Genomic DNA, 16,634 nt, shown 5'->3' on the forward strand with positions numbered 1-16,634 from the left:
ATGCGCGCTGCCCGCCTGATCAAGATGGTGCTCCTGCTCCAGTCCCGCCCCTCCATGACCGCGGCCGAGCTCGCCCGCGAGCTGGAGGTCTCCGAGCGGACCGTCACCCGCAACGCGCAGGCGCTGTCCGAGGCGGGGGTCCCGGTCTACGCCGACCGGGGACGGGCCGGCGGGTACCGGCTGATCGGCGGCTACCGCACCCGGCTGACGGGCCTGCACCGCGGCGAGGCCGAGGCCCTGTTCCTGTCCGGGGTGCCGGGGGCGCTGCGGGAGATGGGGCTGGAGGACGCCGCCTCGGCGGCGCGGCTGAAGGTCTCCGCCGCCCTGCTGCCGTCGCTGCGCGACGCGTCCCGTACGGCCGCGCAGCGCTTCCATCTGGACGCGCCGAACTGGTTCAAGGAGCCCCGCACACCCGAGCTGCTGCCCGTCGTCGCGGACGCGGTCTGGGACGACCGGCCGGTCACCGCGCGCTACCGCCGGGGCGACGGCGAGGTCGAGCGGGAGCTGGAACCGTACGGGCTCGTGCTCAAGGCGGGCGTCTGGTACCTGTGCGCGCGGGCGGTCCCGGAAGGAAAGTGGCGGGTCTACCGCATCGACCGGTTCACGGCCGTCGGCACCGGCGAGGAGCGGTTCGCGCGGGACGAGGGGTTCGATCTGCCCGCCTTCTGGGAGGAGCGGGCCGAGCAGTTCGCGCGGTCCCTCCTGCGCGCCGAGGTCCAGGTGCGGCTCTCCCCCGCCGGGACGCGTGCCCTGCCGCACGCCGTCGACCCGCTCTCCGCCCGCGAGGCGCTGGAGGACGCCGGCGCGCCGGACGCCGCCGGATGGGTGACGCTGACGCTCCCGGTGGAGTCCGAGGAGGTCGCCCACACCCAGCTCACGGCGCTCGGGGCGGAGGTCGAGGTGCTGGCGCCGAGGAGCCTGCGGGCCCGTTTCACCGCCGACGCGTCCCGACTGGCCCGGCTCTACGGCACCTGACGCGGCCTTACCGCCGATAACAATCCACCGCACTCCGCGTGCGCCCCACCCGGGAAGGCACGATGCTTGACGCGTGATGGACGAGACGGAGTTCTGGGAGCTGGTCGACGCCACCCGCGAGGCCGCCGAGGGCGACCCGGAGGAACAGGCGGACCTCCTGGTGGAGCGGCTCCTCCAGCTGGACCCCGAGGAGGTCCTCGACTTCGCCCGTCACTTCGAGGCCCGCTACAACCGCGCGTACACCTGGGAGCTGTGGGGCGCCGCCTGGGTGCTGCTGGACGGGGCCAGCGACGACGCCTTCGACTTCTTCCGCTGCTGGCTGATCGGCCAGGGCCGCGAGGTCTACGAGGGCGCCGTGCACGTCCCCGACGCGCTCGCCGAGCTGCTGGACGAGTTCGACGAGGAGATCGACGGCGACGGCGAGGAGCTGGGCTACGCGGCCGACGAGGCCTACGAGCAGCTCACCGGGACCGTCGCCCCCGACCTCGGCATCGCGCCCGCCCCGGCGGAGCCGGAGGGCACGCCGGTGGACTTCGAGAACGAGCGGGCGCTCGCGGAGCGGTATCCGCGGCTGTGGGACCGCTTCAAGGAGTGAGGCCGCGGGCCCCCGGGGCCGGCGGGGGCTACGCGTGCGGCTGGTCCGCGGTGTGGCGCAGGGGTGCCGCGTTGGCCTGGTCGAGGGCGGACACGATGGCCGCGCGCGGGCCGAGGACGACGGTCGCGACCGCGCAGAGCACGCTCCAGGGCCCGCGCAGGGCCTCGCCCCAGGTGCCGGTGTCGTCGTTCATGAGGCCCGTCGCCGGCCGTCGCGGCGGGCTCCCCGGCGACCTCACGAGCGCCCCTGCAACCGGGCCGCCAGGGCCCTGATCTCGGGCAGCCGCGCGGTCAGCGCGGCGCCGGGGCAGCGGGTCATGTAGCCGTCGCCGTGACCGGCCAGGGTCGGCAGCGTGGCGGAGGTGCCGGCGGCGAAGCGGCTGAGGCTGTTGCTGGAGACGAGGCGCACCTTCGCGCGCGGGTCGGTGTCCGACGTGCCCAGCTTCCACGCGGAGAGCGCGGCGATCGCGTCGGTCATCACGCGGGGCACCTCGGCGCCCGCGGTGAAGGTGCCGATGGCGGCGACGCCGGTGCTGCGGTGGTTGAAGCCGACGGTGTGGGCGCCGGTGACCGGGCGGTCGACGCCGCCCGCGCGGCCCTCGTAGATGGTTCCGCAGCGGTCGACGAGGAAGTTGTAGCCGATGTCGTCGAAGTCGCGGGCGCCGGTCTGGCCGGCGTAGAGATCGCGGATGATCCGCGGGACGTCCTCGCAGCGGTACGCGTTGGGGGTGTCCGTGTGGTGCACGAACACGGCGACGACGCTGTCGTCGTAGCGCGGCGGCGGCTGCTTGCCGGCAGCGGCGTCCGGGCCGGCCCAGACCGTCCGGGGGACGACGGCGGGCTTGGGGGCGGTGTGCGGGGCGGCCACGCGGGCGGCGAGCGCGTGGGTGTTCCGGGCGGCCGTCACCGACCGGTCCACGCCGTGGGCGCACAGCGCCAGGGCGGTCACCGCGGCGAATCCGGGCAGACAGCCCACGAGCGCCACGGCGTTGCCGGGTATGTGCACGGCGCGCGGCCATGCTCCCCGTCTTCTTCTCATGCCACGTTTCAGGACACGCATGGACCCACTGTCGGGCCGGTCCGGTCCGTCCGCGATGTGTGCTGTGCCACCTGGTGGAACCATCGTCCGGGTCGGTGACGTTTTCCGGGTACACACCCGTGGCGGGTTCGCGGCCGGCACCACGGTCGTGGTTGATCGCCGGACCCGTACGGCGCGTACTAGGAGGTGCCGGGGCGCGTACCCGCGCGCACCCGACGGGGACTGGAGAGAGGCTGCCGCGTGGACCTGCTCGACATCGTGCTGGCACTGGTGGTCCTGGCCTACGCCGGCTCCGGCTACCGGCGCGGGCTGGTGGCCGGCTGTGTCTCGCTCGCCGGGTTCGTGGGCGGTGCGGTGATCGGCGTGTGGATCCTGCCGTGGGTGATGGATCTGGTCTCGCCGGGGACGACGGGGGCGACGGTGGCCGCCGTGCTCACGGTGCTGGTGCCCGCGGTGGTGGGGCACGAGCTGGCGGGCCGGCCGGCGCTGCGGCTGCGCCGCGAACTGGCGCGCGGGCCGCTGCGGGTGGCGGACGGGGTCGGCGGGGCGGCGGCGAACTCGGTCGCCGTGCTGATCGTGGCGTGGGTGGCGGCGAGCGTGCTGGCCGCGTCCTCGTCGCCGCTGCTGACGGGTGCGATCCGGGACTCCCGGCTGCTCGGCGCGGTGCAGGGCGCGATGCCGGACGCCACGCCTGCCTGGTTCTCGCGGGCCACGTCCGCGCTCACCGAGGCGGGCTTCCCGCAGGTGTTCAACCCGTTCGAGAGCGAGTCGACGGCCGAGGTGGCAAGGCCCTCCGGGGACAACGTCACGCAGAGCGCCGCCGACGCCGCGCGGCGCAGCACGGTCAAGGTGGAGGGCGTGGCGGACGGCCAGGGGCGTGAGGGCAGCGGGTTCGTGTACGCGGCCGAGCACGTGATGACCAACGCGCACGTGGTCGCGGGCATCGACACGCCGACCGTCCGGATCGGCGGGGTCGGGCCGTCGTACGAGGCGCGGGTGGTGCTGTTCGACCCGGACAAGGACGTGGCGGTGCTCCATGTCCCCGGACTGCCCGCCCCCGCCCTGGAGTTCGACGACGACGCCGACCGCGGGGACGCGGCGGTGGTGGCCGGCTATCCGCAGGACGGCGGGCTGGACCTGCAGGCCGCGACGGTCGCGAACCGGGTGCGGGCGACCGGGCAGAACATCTACAACGACGAGAACGTCACCCGCGAGATCTACTCGATCCGCTCCACCGTCCGTCCGGGCAACTCCGGCGGCCCGCTGCTGACCACGGACGGCAAGGTGTTCGGGGTGGTCTTCGCCCGCTCCACGTCCGACGCGGAGACGGGGTACGTCCTGACGGCCGCGGAGGTCGCCGGTGACGCGGCGCGCGCGGCGACCGCGACGGCCCCGGTGGACACGGGCGAGTTGGTGACGTCGTGACGTGCGCGTCCGGCGGGGCGCCTCAGAGCGCGCGGCCCATCAGCACGTCGTCGACGTACGTCCCGTCGAGCAGGAACTCCTGCGGCAGCACGCCCTCCACCGCGAAGCCCTCCGCCTCGTAGAGCCGCCGGGCGGGGGCGTTGTGCCCGAGGACCCGCAGGGTGATCCGGCGGGCACCCTGCCGCCGCGCCTCGTCCTGCACGGCCCGCAGCAGCGCCCGGCCGACACCGCCGCCCCGCGCCGCGTCGGCGACGACCAGCCCCTGTATCTGGCGGACGTGGGCGTTGCACTCCAGCGGGGTCGGCATGCCGAGCCGGATGTAGCCGACGACCGCTCCGGCGCGTTCGGCGACGAGGTGGTCGCGCGGCCCGAACCGGTCCCCGAAGAAGGGCTCGTACGGCGGCCGGGGGCGCGGCTGGACGGAGTGCAGCACGGACCAGCAGCGGCGGTCCAGCCACCCGAGCGTCTCCTCGTCCGCGTGTCGGGCGTGGCGTATGTACGGAACCGGCATGACGTCACTGTAAGGCCGCCGTACGAGCGCCAGTCCCGCCGTCGGGCCCGGCCGGCGGGCAGGATGGGCGCATGGAGCGAATCGCGGTGGCCGGCGCGTCCGGCCTCATCGGCAGCGCCCTGGTGCGGTCCCTGACCGCCGAGGGACACGAAGTGGTGCGTCTGGTGCGCCGGGAGCCCCGGGCGGCGGACGAGATCCGCTGGGACCCGGCGGCCGAGCGGGTCGACGCGGAGGGGCTCGCGGGGTGCGGCGCCGTGGTGAACCTGGCGGGCGCCGGGGTGGGCGACCGCCGCTGGAGCGACGCGTACAAGGCGCAGATCCGCGACAGCCGGGTGCTCGGTACGGCGACGCTGGCCAGGGCGGTGGCCGGGCTGCCGGTGGAGCGGCGGCCGCGGGTCCTGGTCAGCGGCAGCGCGGTCGGTTACTACGGGGAGACCGGGGAGCGGGCCGTCGACGAGGAGGCGCCCCCGGGGAGCGGTTTCCTGCCGGAGCTGTGTGTGGAGTGGGAGGCGGCCGCGGCGCCCGCGCGCGACGCGGGGGTGCGGACGGTGTTCACCCGGACCGGTCTGGTGGTGTCCCGCGACGGGGGCGCCTGGGGGCGGCTGTTCCCGCTGTTCCTCGCGGGGCTCGGCGGGCGGCTCGGGGACGGGCGGCAGTACTGGTCGTTCATCTCGCTGCACGACGAGGTCGCCGCGATCCGGCATCTGCTGGACCGGGAGGACCTGTCCGGGCCGTTCAACCTGACGGCTCCCGAACCGCTGACGAACCGTGAGATCACCGCGGCGATGGGGCGGGTGCTGCGCCGGCCCACGCTGTTCGCGGTGCCGGCGCCGGTGCTGCGGGCCGCGCTAGGCGAGATGGCGGGGGACGTGCTGGGCAGTCAGCGGGTGGTGCCGAAGCGACTGCTGGAGTCGGGGTTCCGCTTCGCGTTCCCGGGGATCGAGGGGGCGATCCGGGCGGCCGGGTGAGGTGTGCCGACGGGACTGACCGTATGCGACCGCTGTGCGACCGTGCCCTGTTCATGCGCGACTGCCCTTGACCGGAGGCGGGCCTAACCTCGACCCGAACTCGGGTATCTCCGGAGCCGGTTGAGGGCATGACCTCTCCACCGGCCGCGCAACGTCGAGGAGGGGCACGTGCTTGAGCCCGCGTATCAGGCGGACGTCGTCGTCGTGGGAGCCGGGGTCGCCGGTCTCGCCGCGGCGCATCGGCTGACCGGTGCAGGAATCGCGACCACGGTGCTGGAGGCCGCCCCTTGTGTGGGCGGACGGATGGCGACGGAGAAGGTGGACGGCTTCCGGCTCGACCGCATCGGGCAACTCCTGTTCACGTCGTATCCCGAACTGCGCCTGACGCCGGGGCTCGACACCCTCGCGCTGCGCGCGTTCGCCCCCGGTGTCCTGCTGCACAGCGACGGGCGCCGGCAGCGGGCGGGCGCCCCGGCGGGCGGCGGGAGCGCAAGGGGCGCACTCCATGCGGTGCGCGCCCTTGCGAGCGCCCCCAGGGTGGCGCCACGGCCGGCGGCCGGGCCACGGGGGCTTGCCGGTGCTCCCCGGGCGGGTGCGCCGCTGGGCGGTGCGGTGGACCAGGCGCGGCTCGGGGCCGCGCTCGCCCGGATCGGCGCGATGCCGGTCGAACGGCTGCTGGCCCGTCCGGAACTGCCCGCCGCGCAGGCCCTCGCGACGCGTGGGCTGCCCACCCGGACCATCGACGGCTTCGTGCGCCCGCTCCTCGCCGCGCTGCTGTGCGACCCGGAGCTGAGCACCTCCAGCCGGTGCGCCGACCTCGCGCTGCGGGCGTTCGCGGCGGGGCGGATGTGCCTGCCGGAAGGGGGCGCGGAGGTGCTGCCCGAGCTGCTCGCTGGCGGGCTGCCCCCGGGGTCGGTGCGCACCGGGGTCCGGGTCACCGATGTCTCCACGACATCGGTGAGCACCGCCGAGCACGGGGAGTTCCGGTGCCGGGCGGTGCTGGTGGCCACCGACGCGCGGACGGCGGCCGAGTTGCTGCCGGGGCTGCGGGTGCCGGACTTCCGTCCGGTGACGGTGGTGCACCACACGACCGACGAGCCGCCCGAGACCGGCGCGTCGCTGCTGCTGGACGCCGACCGGGGCGGCCCGGTGGCGCACACGGCGGTGGTCAGCGCGGTCGACCCGGCGCGCGCCCCGGCCGGGCGGGCGCTGGTGTCGTCGACGGTCCTCGGGACCCCCCCGGACGACGTCGACACGGCGGTGCGGATGCATCTGGCACGGCTGTACGGCACGTCGACGGCCCGCTGGGAGACGCTGGCCGTGCAGCACACCGCCGAGGCCGTCCCGGCGATGCGCCCGCCGCACGACCTGCGACGGCCGGTGCGGCTGCTGGCGGGCCTGTACGTGTGCGGCGACCACCGGGACACCAGCACGGTCCAGGGCGCCCTGCACTCCGGCCGCCGCGCGTCCACGGCGATCCTGGCGGACCTGGGCGCGTCCGGCTCCCTCCACACCGCCGACCCCCACCCCACGGCCCGCGCGGCCTGACCGACCCGCCGGTCGGCCCTCAGTTCAGTGCCGCCACCTTGTCCCGGTAACTGCGCGCCGGTGCCGCGTCCTTGTACGGCTCCAGACGGCGTTCGAAGTCCCTGACGTACTCCACCGCCCGCACGGAGCGCATCTCCGCCGCCTGACCGGCCGCCTCGGCGGCCAGTTGGCAGGCCTGGTCGAGTTCGCCGAGGCCGAGGCGGGCGGTGGCGAGGACGACGCGGCAGAACAGCCGGCTGCGGGCGAGCCCGGCGGGCCGCAGTTGCAGCGACCGCTCGGCGTGCTGCGCGGCGGCGCGGAACTGCTGGAGGTCCCGGTGGCAGTGCCCGAACTCGTCGGCGAGCTGCCCCTCGTCGAACGAGCGTGCCCAGTTGGGCAGTTCGTCCCCGGGCCGGGCCGTCTCCAGCGCGCGCTCGGCGCGCACGAGGGACGCGGTGCACGCCCGCACCTCCCCCAGCACCCCGTGCCCCCGCGCCTCGGCTGCGTGCAGCAGCGCCTGGACGACGGGCGGCGCGGAGCCGCCCACCCCCTGCTGGGCCACCCGCGCGAGCTGCACGGCCTCCCGCCCGTGGCTGAGGTAGACGGCCTGCCGGCTCATGGTGACCAGCACGTACGCCCCGTACGTCCGGTCCCCGGCCGCCTGCGCGAGCCGCAGCGCCTGCACGAAGTACCGCTGCGCGAGCCCGTGCGCGGCGATGTCGTACGACGTCCAGCCGGCGAGCCGGGTCAGGTCGGCCGCGGCGGCGAAGAGCCGGCGTCCGCTCTGCTCGCCGTAGCTGCCCCGCAGCATCGGTTCGAGTTCGTGCTCCAGGTAGCGCACCAGGGCCTGCCGGGCGTGGCCGCCGCCGTAGGCGTTGTCGAGTGTGCGGAAGAGTTCGGCGACCGAGCGGAGCGCGGCGATGTCGCCGCCGGTGACCCGGTGACCGGGCCCGCGCTCGGCCCGGCCGCGCTGCTGGGGCACCCCGGGGCGGCCCTGGAGGGGCACCCGGGCCGGTGCCTCGCCCCGGGCCACCCGCTCGTCGGCGCGGCCGATGAGCCAGTCCCGGCTGGGGACCACCAGCCCGGCCGGTGTGAAGGCGATCTTGCGCAGTTCGGCATGGCTGCCGGAGTCCTTGCGCCACAGACCGCTGACGATGTCGACGGCCTCCTCGGGGCCGGCCGCGAACTCCAGGCCCGCGTACACCGGTGCGCAGGCGTCCAGGCCCAGGTCCTGGGCGGTGAGCCGGCGGCCGAGCCGGCGGGTGAACACCTCGGCGATGAGCGCCGGGGTCGTTCCTCGGGGCTGCTGCCCTCGCAGCCAGCGGGTGACGGACGTCTTGTCGTATCTGAGGTCGAGTCCGTGTTCGAGGCCGAGCTGGTCCACGCGACGGGCGAGACCTGCGTTGGAGAACCCCGCTTCTGCGATGAGCGCGGCGAGCTGGCGGTTGGGAGTGCGCTGCGCGGGTCGTTCCGTCATCTGCGGTGCGGTCTCCTGCCTTCGGGCTTTCGGCGGCCTTCGCCACCGCGCTGCCCGGATTGCCTGTGAGCAGCCCTTATGGCCTCGTGAACGGCGCGAATGTAGCGGAGAGTGAGCAGCTGATCGCACACTTCGACGTTCATTCATCCGATCGTGTGAGGATTGCCACCAGCGCTGACGCACCCCCGGCAGTCGTACAGTGGCGTAGGCGCTTTTCGTGCCTTACGACCTTCTAGGGAGGCGCTTGCCGTGAGTGAGTTGCGGTTCGTCCGTATGGGATTCGGTGCGGACGCCGTCGAGTACCAGGAGGCGTGGGACGAGCAGCGCCGGGTGCACGCGGCCCGGTTCGCCGACGAGATCGCCGACACCGTGCTGCTGCTGGAGCACCCGCCCGTGTACACCGCGGGCCGGCGCACCGCCGACAACGAGCGCCCCCTCGACGGCACCCCCGTCATCGACGTGGACCGCGGCGGCAAGATCACCTGGCACGGCCCGGGCCAGCTGGTCGGCTACCCGATCCAGAAGCTCCCGCGCCCCGTGGACGTCGTCGCGCACGTACGGCGTCTGGAGGAGGCGCTGATCCGCACCTGCGCGGAGTTCGGCCTGGAGACCACCCGGGTCGCGGGCCGCAGCGGCGTGTGGGTGCTGGGCGACCCGGTCGAACAGCGCCCGTCCCTCGGCGGACTCTCCCTCGACTTCGACCCCCGCCTCCAGGACGACGAGTTCGACCCGCGCCTGAACGGCCCGGAGTACGCGCCCTCCAACGCGGGCCAGCGCCGCGAGGACCGCAAGATCGCCGCGATCGGCATCCGCGTCGCCAAGGGCGTCACCATGCACGGCTTCGCGCTCAACGTGAACCCGGACAACGCCTGGTTCGACCGCATCATCCCGTGCGGCATCCGGGACGCCGGCGTGACCTCGCTGGCGGCCGAACTCGGCCGTGACCTCACGATCGAGGACGTGGCCCCGGTCGCCGAACGCCATCTGAGGGACGTACTGGAGAACGCGGACCTGAGGCCGCGCGAGATCGAGAGGACGCCGGCGTAACACGGCGGCCTCCCGTCGGGTCGGCACCCCCGCCGGCCACCAAATCAACGGGCGTACCCTGGGGAACGCCGAAGAATCAATCGCTAGGGAGCCGGTCGTGTCCGCAGTCGCACCCGACGGACGCAAGATGCTGCGCCTGGAGGTCCGCAACAGCCAGACCCCCATCGAGCGCAAGCCCGAGTGGATCAAGACCCGGGCGAAAATGGGCCCCGAGTACACGAAGATGCAGAACCTCGTGAAGAGCGAGGGCCTGCACACGGTCTGCCAGGAAGCGGGCTGTCCCAACATCTACGAGTGCTGGGAGGACCGCGAGGCGACCTTCCTCATCGGCGGCGACCAGTGCACCCGGCGCTGCGACTTCTGCCAGATCGACACCGGCAAGCCCGAGGCGCTCGACCGCGACGAACCGCGCCGCGTCGGCGAGTCCGTGGTCACCATGGACCTGAACTACGCCACCATCACCGGCGTCGCCCGCGACGACCTGGAGGACGGCGGCGCCTGGCTGTACGCCGAGACGGTGCGCCAGATCCACCAGCAGACCGCGGAGCGGCCCGAGGGCCGCACCAAGGTCGAGCTGCTGGCCCCCGACTTCAACGCGGTCCCCGAGCAGCTGGCCGAGGTCTTCTCCGCCCGCCCCGAGGTCTTCGCGCACAACGTCGAGACGGTCCCCCGGATCTTCAAGCGGATCCGCCCCGGCTTCCGCTACGACCGCTCCCTGAAGGTCATCACCGCGGCCCGCGACCACGGCCTGGTCACCAAGTCCAACCTCATCCTCGGCATGGGCGAGACCCGCGAGGAGGTCGGCGACGCGCTGCGGCAGCTGCACGACGCCGGGTGCGAGCTGGTCACCATCACGCAGTACCTGCGCCCGTCGGTGCGCCACCACCCGGTGGAGCGCTGGGTCAAGCCCCAGGAGTTCGTGGAGCTCAAGGAGGAGGCCGAGCAGATCGGCTTCTCCGGCGTGATGTCCGGCCCGCTGGTGCGTTCCTCGTACCGCGCCGGGCGGCTCTACCAGATGGCCGTCGAGAAGCGGGGCGCCTACATCGCGGCCCAGGCCGTCTGACACGGCGTCACCCGCCCGCCCCGTACGGCGCATCGCAGGCGCGTGGCAAGCGTGTGAATTCCCGCACAAGCGCCTACCCGGCGGTAGTGACCGATACGACGCGGTCCTGACCGTCCTCGCAGATGGGGACGTACGTCAGGGCCGCGTCCGCGTTCGCGGGCCGCGCCTCAAGGCTTCATCGGTGTTTGACCGGTCGGTCACGCCCTGGTAACACCAAACAGTGACGCTGGACTCACACCACGTACACCCGCATCCGCAGCCTTCCCGAGGGGGGACCTCCACCATGCAGGCCGCGCCCGTTCGCGCCACCGCCATTCCGTCCTTCTCCACCGCCCTGCGCGCGGTGGAGTCGCTGCTGATGAGCAGCGGTCAGCGCACCGCGCGCCGCAACGCGTGGACCTCCGTGCTGGAGGACCGCCGCCGGGCCAAGGACCGCATCGAGGCGCAGCAGATCGTGGAGCGCGCCCTCGCCCGTCGCCCCTGAGTCGCGCACTGCCGTCGAAGGCGCCGCGCGGGCCACGTAGACTTCGTGGCATGGCGAGGAAGGAAACCGCAGCGGACGCTGCGAACCCCGGGCGACTGAAGCAGATCGCTCTGACCTACAAGATGACCCGCAAGGCCGACAAGAAGATCGGTCTTGTACTCGCGGCAGTCGGAATTGTCACCCTCGGTGTCTTCCTCGCGATCGGTTTCTTGATCGGTCACCCCATCTATCTCGGCATCCTGGGCCTGCTGCTCGCCTTCCTCGCGACGGCGATCGTCTTCGGGCGCCGGGCCGAGCGGGCCGCCTTCGGGCAGATGGAGGGACAGCCGGGCGCCGCCGCGGCGGTGCTCGACAACATCGGCCGGGGCTGGTCCACGACCCCCGCGGTGGCGATGAACCGCAGCCAGGACGTGGTGCACCGGGCCGTCGGCAAGGCGGGCATCGTGCTGGTCGCGGAGGGCAACCCCAACCGGGTGAAGTCCCTGCTGGCCGCCGAGAAGAGGAAGATGAACCGGGTGGTCGCGGACGTGCCGGTGCACGACCTGATCGTCGGCACCGGCGAGGGCACGGTCGAGCTGAAGAAGCTGCGCACGACCATGCTGAAGCTGCCGCGCGTGCTGACCGGGCCGCAGGTGACCGCCACCACGGACCGACTGCGTGCGATGGGCGACCTGATGAGCAACATGCCGCTGCCGAAGGGCCCGATGCCCAAGGGCATGCGGATGCCGAAGGGCGGGCCGAGGGCCCGCTGAGGCGCGGCGCGCGACCCGACGGATCACCGAGCCGGCGGCACCTGGGGTGCCGCCGGCTCAGCCATGTCCTGCGCCGGATGACACGCCACCGAACGGAGCATCGGGCCGGTAATGGGGTGATGCGCTCTTAGCCTTCCGGATGTGACAAAACGCCATATCACGTATCTCGCATGCGCGACCACCCTCTTCGGCGCGCTCATCGGTACCGCCCCGGCCTCCGCCACCCACCGCATCCATGTGGTGACGCCGGGCGAGTCGATCCAGAAGACGGTCGACGCCGCACAGGCCGGCGACACGGTGCTCGTGCTCCCCGGCACCTACCACGAGAGCATCACGGTGCGCACGCCGGGACTGACCCTGCGCGGCATGGGCCAGCGCACGGTGATCAAGCCGGCCCCCAAGGCGCCGGGCACCAAGACGCCGCCCATCGGCTGCAAGGCGGCGGGCAACGGCATCTGCGTGATCGGGGCGAAGCACAAGGCCCTCAAGGACGTCACGATCGCCGATCTGAAGGTGACCGAGTTCGCCAAGGTGGGCCTGTACGCCCTCGGCACCGACCACCTGACCGTGCAGCGGGTGACCGCCGACAGCAACGGCCAGTGGGGCATCTCCCAGGAGCACTCCACGCGCGGTGTGTTCCGCCAGAACACCGCCCGGGGCAACGGTGACGCCGGTCTCTTCCTGGCCAACAACGTCAAGGCCGAGGTCGGGGCCATGGACAGCCAGGGCACGGTGATCGAGCGCAACCACCTGGAGGACAACCGCATCGGCCTCACCGTCCGCCGGATGCGCAACCTCGCGGTCACCCACAACTACGTCACCGGCAACTGCGCCGGCATGTTCCTCGTCGGCGACGAGAACAAGCCGAAGGCGGGCGCCCTGACCGTCAGCGACAACCGTGTCGAGCGGAACAACAAGTACTGCGCGAAGACCGCCCGGCTGCCCTTCCTCCAGGGCTCCGGCATCGTCCTGACCGGCGCCGAGAACAGCCTGGTCACGCGGAACACGGTCATCGGCCACGCGGGCAAGTCGCCGCTGTCGGGCGGCATCGTCCTGTTCAAGAGCATGGTGGGCGTCACCAGCGAGCGGAACCGGATCACCGGCAACCGCCTGGAGAGCAACTCGCCGGCCGACCTCGTCAACCAGGAGGCCAAGGCGAGCGCCAACGCCTTCGAGGCCAACACCTGCGGGGCCTCCAAGCCCTCGGGGCTGTGCTGACCGGACCGACCCGCCCCACCCACGCAAGGAAGGAAGGCGGCACATGACCGCTCCATCCCCCGAGCTCTCGGCTCCTCCGCCACCACCGCCGTCCATGCGGCTGAGAGAGCTCGTGTTCGGGGCGGCGTGTGCCGCCGCCGTCCGCGCGGCCGCCCGGCTGGGCGTCGCCGACGCGCTCACGGACGCCCCCATGGCCGTGGAGGACCTCGCGGCCGCGGTGAAGACCGACCCGAAGCCGCTGCGCCGGCTGCTGCGCGCGCTGTCCTGCTACGGCGTCTTCGCCGAGCGGCCGGACGGCACGTTCTGCCACACCGACATGTCCCGGCTGCTGCGCGAGGACGACCCGAACAGCCTGCGGGACATCTCCCTGTGGTGCACCGAGCCGTGGACCTGGGACGCCTGGCCGCGGCTCGACGAGGCCGTGCGCACCGGGCGCAACGTCGTCGAGGACCTCTACGGCAAGGAGTTCTTCGTCTATCTGAACGAGGACGCCCCCGAGTCGGCCGACGTCTTCAACCGCGCGATGACCACCTCCAGCGAGCAGTCGGCGCGCGACGTCGCCGCGCTGCTGGACCTCTCGGGCGCCTCGTCCGTCGCGGACCTCGGCGGCGGCCAGGGGCACGTGGTGGCGAGCCTGCTGGACAAGTACCCGGCGATGCGGGGCTATCTGCTCGATCTGCCGCGTGTGGTGGAGAACGCCGTACCGCGGCTGCGCCAGGGCGGCGACCTCGCCGACCGGACGCGCATCGTGCCCGGCGACATCCGTGAGTCCGTCCCGGTCCAGGCCGACGTCTACGTCATCAAGAACATCCTGGAGTGGGACGACGAGTCCACGGCCAGGCTGCTGCGCAACGTCGTCGAGGCCGGCGGCCCCGGCACCCGGGTCGTGGTCATCGAGAACCTCGTCGACGACACCCCGTCGATGCGCTTCAGCACCGCGATGGACCTGCTGCTGCTCCTGAACGTCGGCGGCGCCAAGCACACCACCGCCGGCATGACCGCGCGGCTGACCGAGGCGGGTCTGACCGTCGGCGGCGTCCGGCCGGTCAACCCCCATCTGCACGCCTTCGACTGCACGGTCGCCGGGTAGCGGAGCGCCGCCGGGGAACGCCGGTGCCGGGCCCGCGTGGTACGCGGGCCCGGCACCGGTGGCCTGACGGGGGTGGGGTCAGGCGCGGGCGTCGCGCTCCCAGAGGTAGAAGCGCTGTGCCATCGCGTCCTTCGGGGACCGCCAGGTCTCCGGGTCGTACGCGCTGACGTACGCGGAGAGCCGCTCGCTGATCCCCACGAACTCGGGGTGCGAGGTGACCTTGGCGATGGCCGGTCCCGGCTCGCGCTCGGACTCGACGAGGTGCATGTACACGTCGCCGAACTGGAAGAGGCTGCGCCGGACGACGCCGATGAGGTGCGGCAGCTCTCCGCGGTCGGACTCCGCGAACACCTTGGCGATGTCGGGCGCGGAACCAGGAGCCATCTTGGCCACGATCAGGGCCTGGTGCACGGTCTTTCTCCTGTCGTCCGGCTCAGTCGGCCAGGGCCGCGGCGGACCGCTGCCCGGCGGCCGCCTGCTGGATCTTGTCGCGGATGAGAGCCATCTGGACCTTGGAGTTCTTGTTGATGTTGTCGGTCATCCACTCGTCGTCGACGGGCGCGTCCGGCTTCATCGAGAAGTCCTGCGTCCAGACCATCCGGGTGCCTTCCGGGACCTCCTCGTACTCCCACCGGATGTTCATGTAGGCGAACGGTCCGGTCTCGACGCGACGGGCCTCGACGCTGAGGTGCTCGCGGTCGGCGTCCCGCTCGGAGACCCAGCTCCACACCTTGCCGTTCTCGTCCGGGTGCATGGTGAGCCGGAAGGTGGTGGTGTTCCCCTCCTGGGAGAGGATCTCGGCGCTGGCGTACTCGCTGAAGAGCTGCGGCCAGTTCGCGACGTCGTTGGTCATGTCCCAGACCAGGTCGACGGGCGCGGCGATGGTGATCTCGTTCTGGGTGTGTCCAACCATGTCAGGCTCCCGCGGGCAGTGCGCTGTTGACGAGGTCGAGGAACTGGCGGGGCGTCTTGGAACGCTCCGCGTCGTTGGGCATCGGGGCGCCGTGCCGGTTCTCCAGCTCGCCGACGATGCCGAGCAGGCCGAGCGAGTCGATGCCGAGGGCGTCGAAGCCGGCGTCGTACCGCTGCTGGAGCTCCTCGGGGGAGACGGTGACTCCGGCGGCCTTCTTCATGAGCTCGGACAGCTCTTCCAGTGTGATGCGGTGACTCATAGCGATTCCTCCTCCTTTGCTGCTGGGCTACTGGTGTGTTCGGCTCACCCGGCGTCGCCGCGCCGCAGCACGAGCGCCGAGTTCGACCCCATGAGGCCCCTGCTGAGGACCAGCGCCGTACGCAGCTCGGCGGCGCGGGCGCGGCCGGTCACGAGGTCGAGGTCGTGGCAGACCTCGAAGACGCCGGGGGTCGGCGGGATCACGCCGTGCTCCAGGGCCAGCACCGCCGCAGCGGTGTCCAGCACCGGTGCCGCGCAGTAGCCGCGGCCGATCCCGGTCTTGGGCGCCGTGACGGGCACGCGCCGCCCGTGCGCACCGAGGGCGTCCGCGATGGCCAGTGCCTCCGCACGGTCGGCCTCCGGCACCCCGAGGGCGTCGGCGAAGACCACGTCGACCTCCTCCGGGGCACAGCCGGCCTCGTCCAGGGCACCCCGGATCGCCTGGGCGAGCCCGTCCCTCGACTCGGCCCAGCGGGAGGCACCGGTGAAGGTCGCCGAGTGCCCGGCGACGTACGCCCGGACGGGGGCACCGCGCTCGCGGGCCGACCGCTCCGCCTCCACCACGAGCATCGCGCCGCCCTCGGCCGGCACGAACCCGCAGGCGGCCTCCGTGAACGGGCGGTACGCGCGGCTCGGGTCGGTGACGGTGCTCAGCTCCTGGTAGCCGACCTGGCAGACCACCGAGTACGGCGCCAGCGGCGCCTCGGTGGAACCGGCCACGATCACGTCGGTGCCGCGTCGCACCGCACGCGCCGCGTGCGCGAGGGCGTCCAGACCGCCGGCCTCGTCGGAGGCGACGACCGAGCAGGGGCCCTTGAACTTGCGGCGGATGGAGATCTGGCCGGTGCTCGCGGCGTAGAACCAGGCGATGGACTGGTAGGGGCCGACGAAACGGCTGCCCTTGCCCCACAGCTGCTGGAGCTCGCGCTGGCCGAACTCACCGCCGCCGGAACCGGCGGCCGTGACCACCCCGATGGAGTACGGCTCCTCGGAGGTGTCCGCCTGCCCGAGCCGTGCGTCCTCCAGCGCGAAGTCCGCCGCGGCCATGGCGAAGTGGGTGAACCGGTCGGTCTGGACGAGGAACCGCTCCTCGATCGTCGCCGCCGGGTCGAAGCCGCGGACCTCGCCGGCCACCTTCAGCGGAAGGTGCTCACAGCCCTCGCGGGTGACCCGGTCGAGGACGCTGAGGCCTTCCTTGGTGGCCTTCCAGAAGGTGTCAAGGGTGGTGCCGTTGGGCGCGACCACCCCGATACCGGTGACGGCCGCGCGCCGATCGTGCGGTTCGCTCATCGT

19 protein-coding genes are annotated in these 16,634 nt (G+C 73.0%); 11 read left to right on the forward strand and 8 right to left on the reverse strand.

Features of this window, described 5'->3' with window-relative positions; genetic code table 11:
• Together ACIP2X_RS24685 and ACIP2X_RS24690 are read left to right on the forward strand one after the other, a co-directional pair.
• Positions 1–975, forward strand: a complete 975-nt coding sequence (locus ACIP2X_RS24685) for a helix-turn-helix transcriptional regulator (protein ID WP_401676517.1) — start codon at positions 1–3, stop codon at positions 973–975.
• A 76-nt stretch (positions 976–1,051) separates the two neighbouring features.
• Positions 1,052–1,570 carry a DUF4240 domain-containing protein gene (locus tag ACIP2X_RS24690; RefSeq protein ID WP_401676573.1) on the forward strand — a complete coding sequence of 173 codons (519 nt, stop codon included), beginning with the start codon at positions 1,052–1,054 and terminating at the stop codon, positions 1,568–1,570.
• 28 nt (positions 1,571–1,598) lie between these two features.
• Here the strand turns inward: ACIP2X_RS24690 and ACIP2X_RS24695 are convergent, their stop codons facing one another.
• Together ACIP2X_RS24695 and ACIP2X_RS24700 are read right to left on the reverse strand one after the other, a co-directional pair.
• Positions 1,599–1,763, reverse strand: coding sequence for a hypothetical protein (locus ACIP2X_RS24695; protein WP_401676518.1), 165 nt, complete (start codon positions 1,761–1,763; stop codon positions 1,599–1,601).
• A gap of 41 nt (positions 1,764–1,804) precedes the next feature.
• A complete protein-coding gene (locus ACIP2X_RS24700) occupies positions 1,805–2,608 on the reverse strand; it encodes a peptidoglycan recognition protein (RefSeq protein ID WP_401676519.1) in 804 nt (267 codons plus the stop codon).
• Positions 2,609–2,848: 240 nt separating this feature from the next.
• On the opposite strand from ACIP2X_RS24700, the gene ACIP2X_RS24705 reads away from it, so the two are divergent.
• Entirely contained in the window at positions 2,849–4,033 is a 1,185-nt protein-coding gene (locus ACIP2X_RS24705) for a MarP family serine protease (protein WP_401676520.1), read from the forward strand.
• 22 nt (positions 4,034–4,055) lie between these two features.
• Here the strand turns inward: ACIP2X_RS24705 and ACIP2X_RS24710 are convergent, their stop codons facing one another.
• Entirely contained in the window at positions 4,056–4,544 is a 489-nt protein-coding gene (locus ACIP2X_RS24710) for a GNAT family N-acetyltransferase (RefSeq protein ID WP_401676521.1), read from the reverse strand.
• Between the two features lie 71 nt (positions 4,545–4,615).
• Here ACIP2X_RS24710 and ACIP2X_RS24715 point away from each other — a divergent pair, with 71 nt between their 5' ends.
• A complete protein-coding gene (locus ACIP2X_RS24715) occupies positions 4,616–5,512 on the forward strand; it encodes a TIGR01777 family oxidoreductase (protein WP_401676522.1) in 897 nt (298 codons plus the stop codon).
• Positions 5,513–5,680: 168 nt separating this feature from the next.
• Positions 5,681–7,060 carry an NAD(P)/FAD-dependent oxidoreductase gene (locus ACIP2X_RS24720; protein WP_401676523.1) on the forward strand — a complete coding sequence of 460 codons (1,380 nt, stop codon included), beginning with the start codon at positions 5,681–5,683 and terminating at the stop codon, positions 7,058–7,060.
• A gap of 19 nt (positions 7,061–7,079) precedes the next feature.
• Here ACIP2X_RS24720 and ACIP2X_RS24725 read toward each other — a convergent pair whose 3' ends face one another.
• The gene (locus ACIP2X_RS24725) at positions 7,080–8,516 is read right to left on the reverse strand and encodes a regulator (protein WP_401676524.1); all 1,437 of its coding nucleotides are present in this window, start codon (positions 8,514–8,516) and stop codon (positions 7,080–7,082) included.
• Between the two features lie 249 nt (positions 8,517–8,765).
• On the opposite strand from ACIP2X_RS24725, the gene lipB reads away from it, so the two are divergent.
• The 6 genes from lipB (at position 8,766) to ACIP2X_RS24755 (ending at position 14,170) form a co-directional block, all read left to right on the forward strand.
• The gene (gene lipB / locus ACIP2X_RS24730; protein ID WP_401676525.1) at positions 8,766–9,563 is read left to right on the forward strand and encodes a lipoyl(octanoyl) transferase LipB; all 798 of its coding nucleotides are present in this window, start codon (positions 8,766–8,768) and stop codon (positions 9,561–9,563) included.
• Positions 9,564–9,660: 97 nt separating this feature from the next.
• A complete protein-coding gene (gene lipA, locus ACIP2X_RS24735; RefSeq protein WP_401676526.1) occupies positions 9,661–10,626 on the forward strand; it encodes a lipoyl synthase in 966 nt (321 codons plus the stop codon).
• Positions 10,627–10,909: 283 nt separating this feature from the next.
• Entirely contained in the window at positions 10,910–11,110 is a 201-nt protein-coding gene (locus ACIP2X_RS24740; RefSeq protein WP_401676527.1) for a hypothetical protein, read from the forward strand.
• Positions 11,111–11,160: 50 nt separating this feature from the next.
• Entirely contained in the window at positions 11,161–11,862 is a 702-nt protein-coding gene (locus tag ACIP2X_RS24745) for a DUF4191 domain-containing protein (protein WP_385382244.1), read from the forward strand.
• A gap of 141 nt (positions 11,863–12,003) precedes the next feature.
• Positions 12,004–13,080 carry a nitrous oxide reductase family maturation protein NosD gene (locus ACIP2X_RS24750; protein WP_401676528.1) on the forward strand — a complete coding sequence of 359 codons (1,077 nt, stop codon included), beginning with the start codon at positions 12,004–12,006 and terminating at the stop codon, positions 13,078–13,080.
• Between the two features lie 43 nt (positions 13,081–13,123).
• Entirely contained in the window at positions 13,124–14,170 is a 1,047-nt protein-coding gene (locus tag ACIP2X_RS24755) for a methyltransferase (RefSeq protein ID WP_401676529.1), read from the forward strand.
• 78 nt (positions 14,171–14,248) lie between these two features.
• On the opposite strand, the gene ACIP2X_RS24760 is transcribed toward ACIP2X_RS24755, so the two are convergent.
• The 4 genes from ACIP2X_RS24760 to ACIP2X_RS24775 are packed head-to-tail and all read right to left on the reverse strand — an operon-like array spanning position 14,249 to position 16,631.
• On the reverse strand, positions 14,249–14,581 hold the full coding sequence (locus ACIP2X_RS24760; protein ID WP_365453604.1) for a TcmI family type II polyketide cyclase: 333 nt from the start codon (positions 14,579–14,581) through the stop codon (positions 14,249–14,251).
• 22 nt (positions 14,582–14,603) lie between these two features.
• Positions 14,604–15,083, reverse strand: a complete 480-nt coding sequence (locus tag ACIP2X_RS24765; protein ID WP_401676530.1) for an SRPBCC family protein — start codon at positions 15,081–15,083, stop codon at positions 14,604–14,606.
• 1 nt (position 15,084) lies between these two features.
• The gene (locus tag ACIP2X_RS24770) at positions 15,085–15,342 is read right to left on the reverse strand and encodes an acyl carrier protein (RefSeq protein ID WP_401676531.1); all 258 of its coding nucleotides are present in this window, start codon (positions 15,340–15,342) and stop codon (positions 15,085–15,087) included.
• A 44-nt stretch (positions 15,343–15,386) separates the two neighbouring features.
• Positions 15,387–16,631, reverse strand: a complete 1,245-nt coding sequence (locus ACIP2X_RS24775) for a ketosynthase chain-length factor (RefSeq protein ID WP_401676532.1) — start codon at positions 16,629–16,631, stop codon at positions 15,387–15,389.
• Positions 16,632–16,634: the final 3 nt, after the last annotated feature.

It is taken from the genome of Streptomyces sp. NPDC089424 (genome assembly GCF_044749345.1).
Classification (GTDB): domain Bacteria; phylum Actinomycetota; class Actinomycetes; order Streptomycetales; family Streptomycetaceae; genus Streptomyces.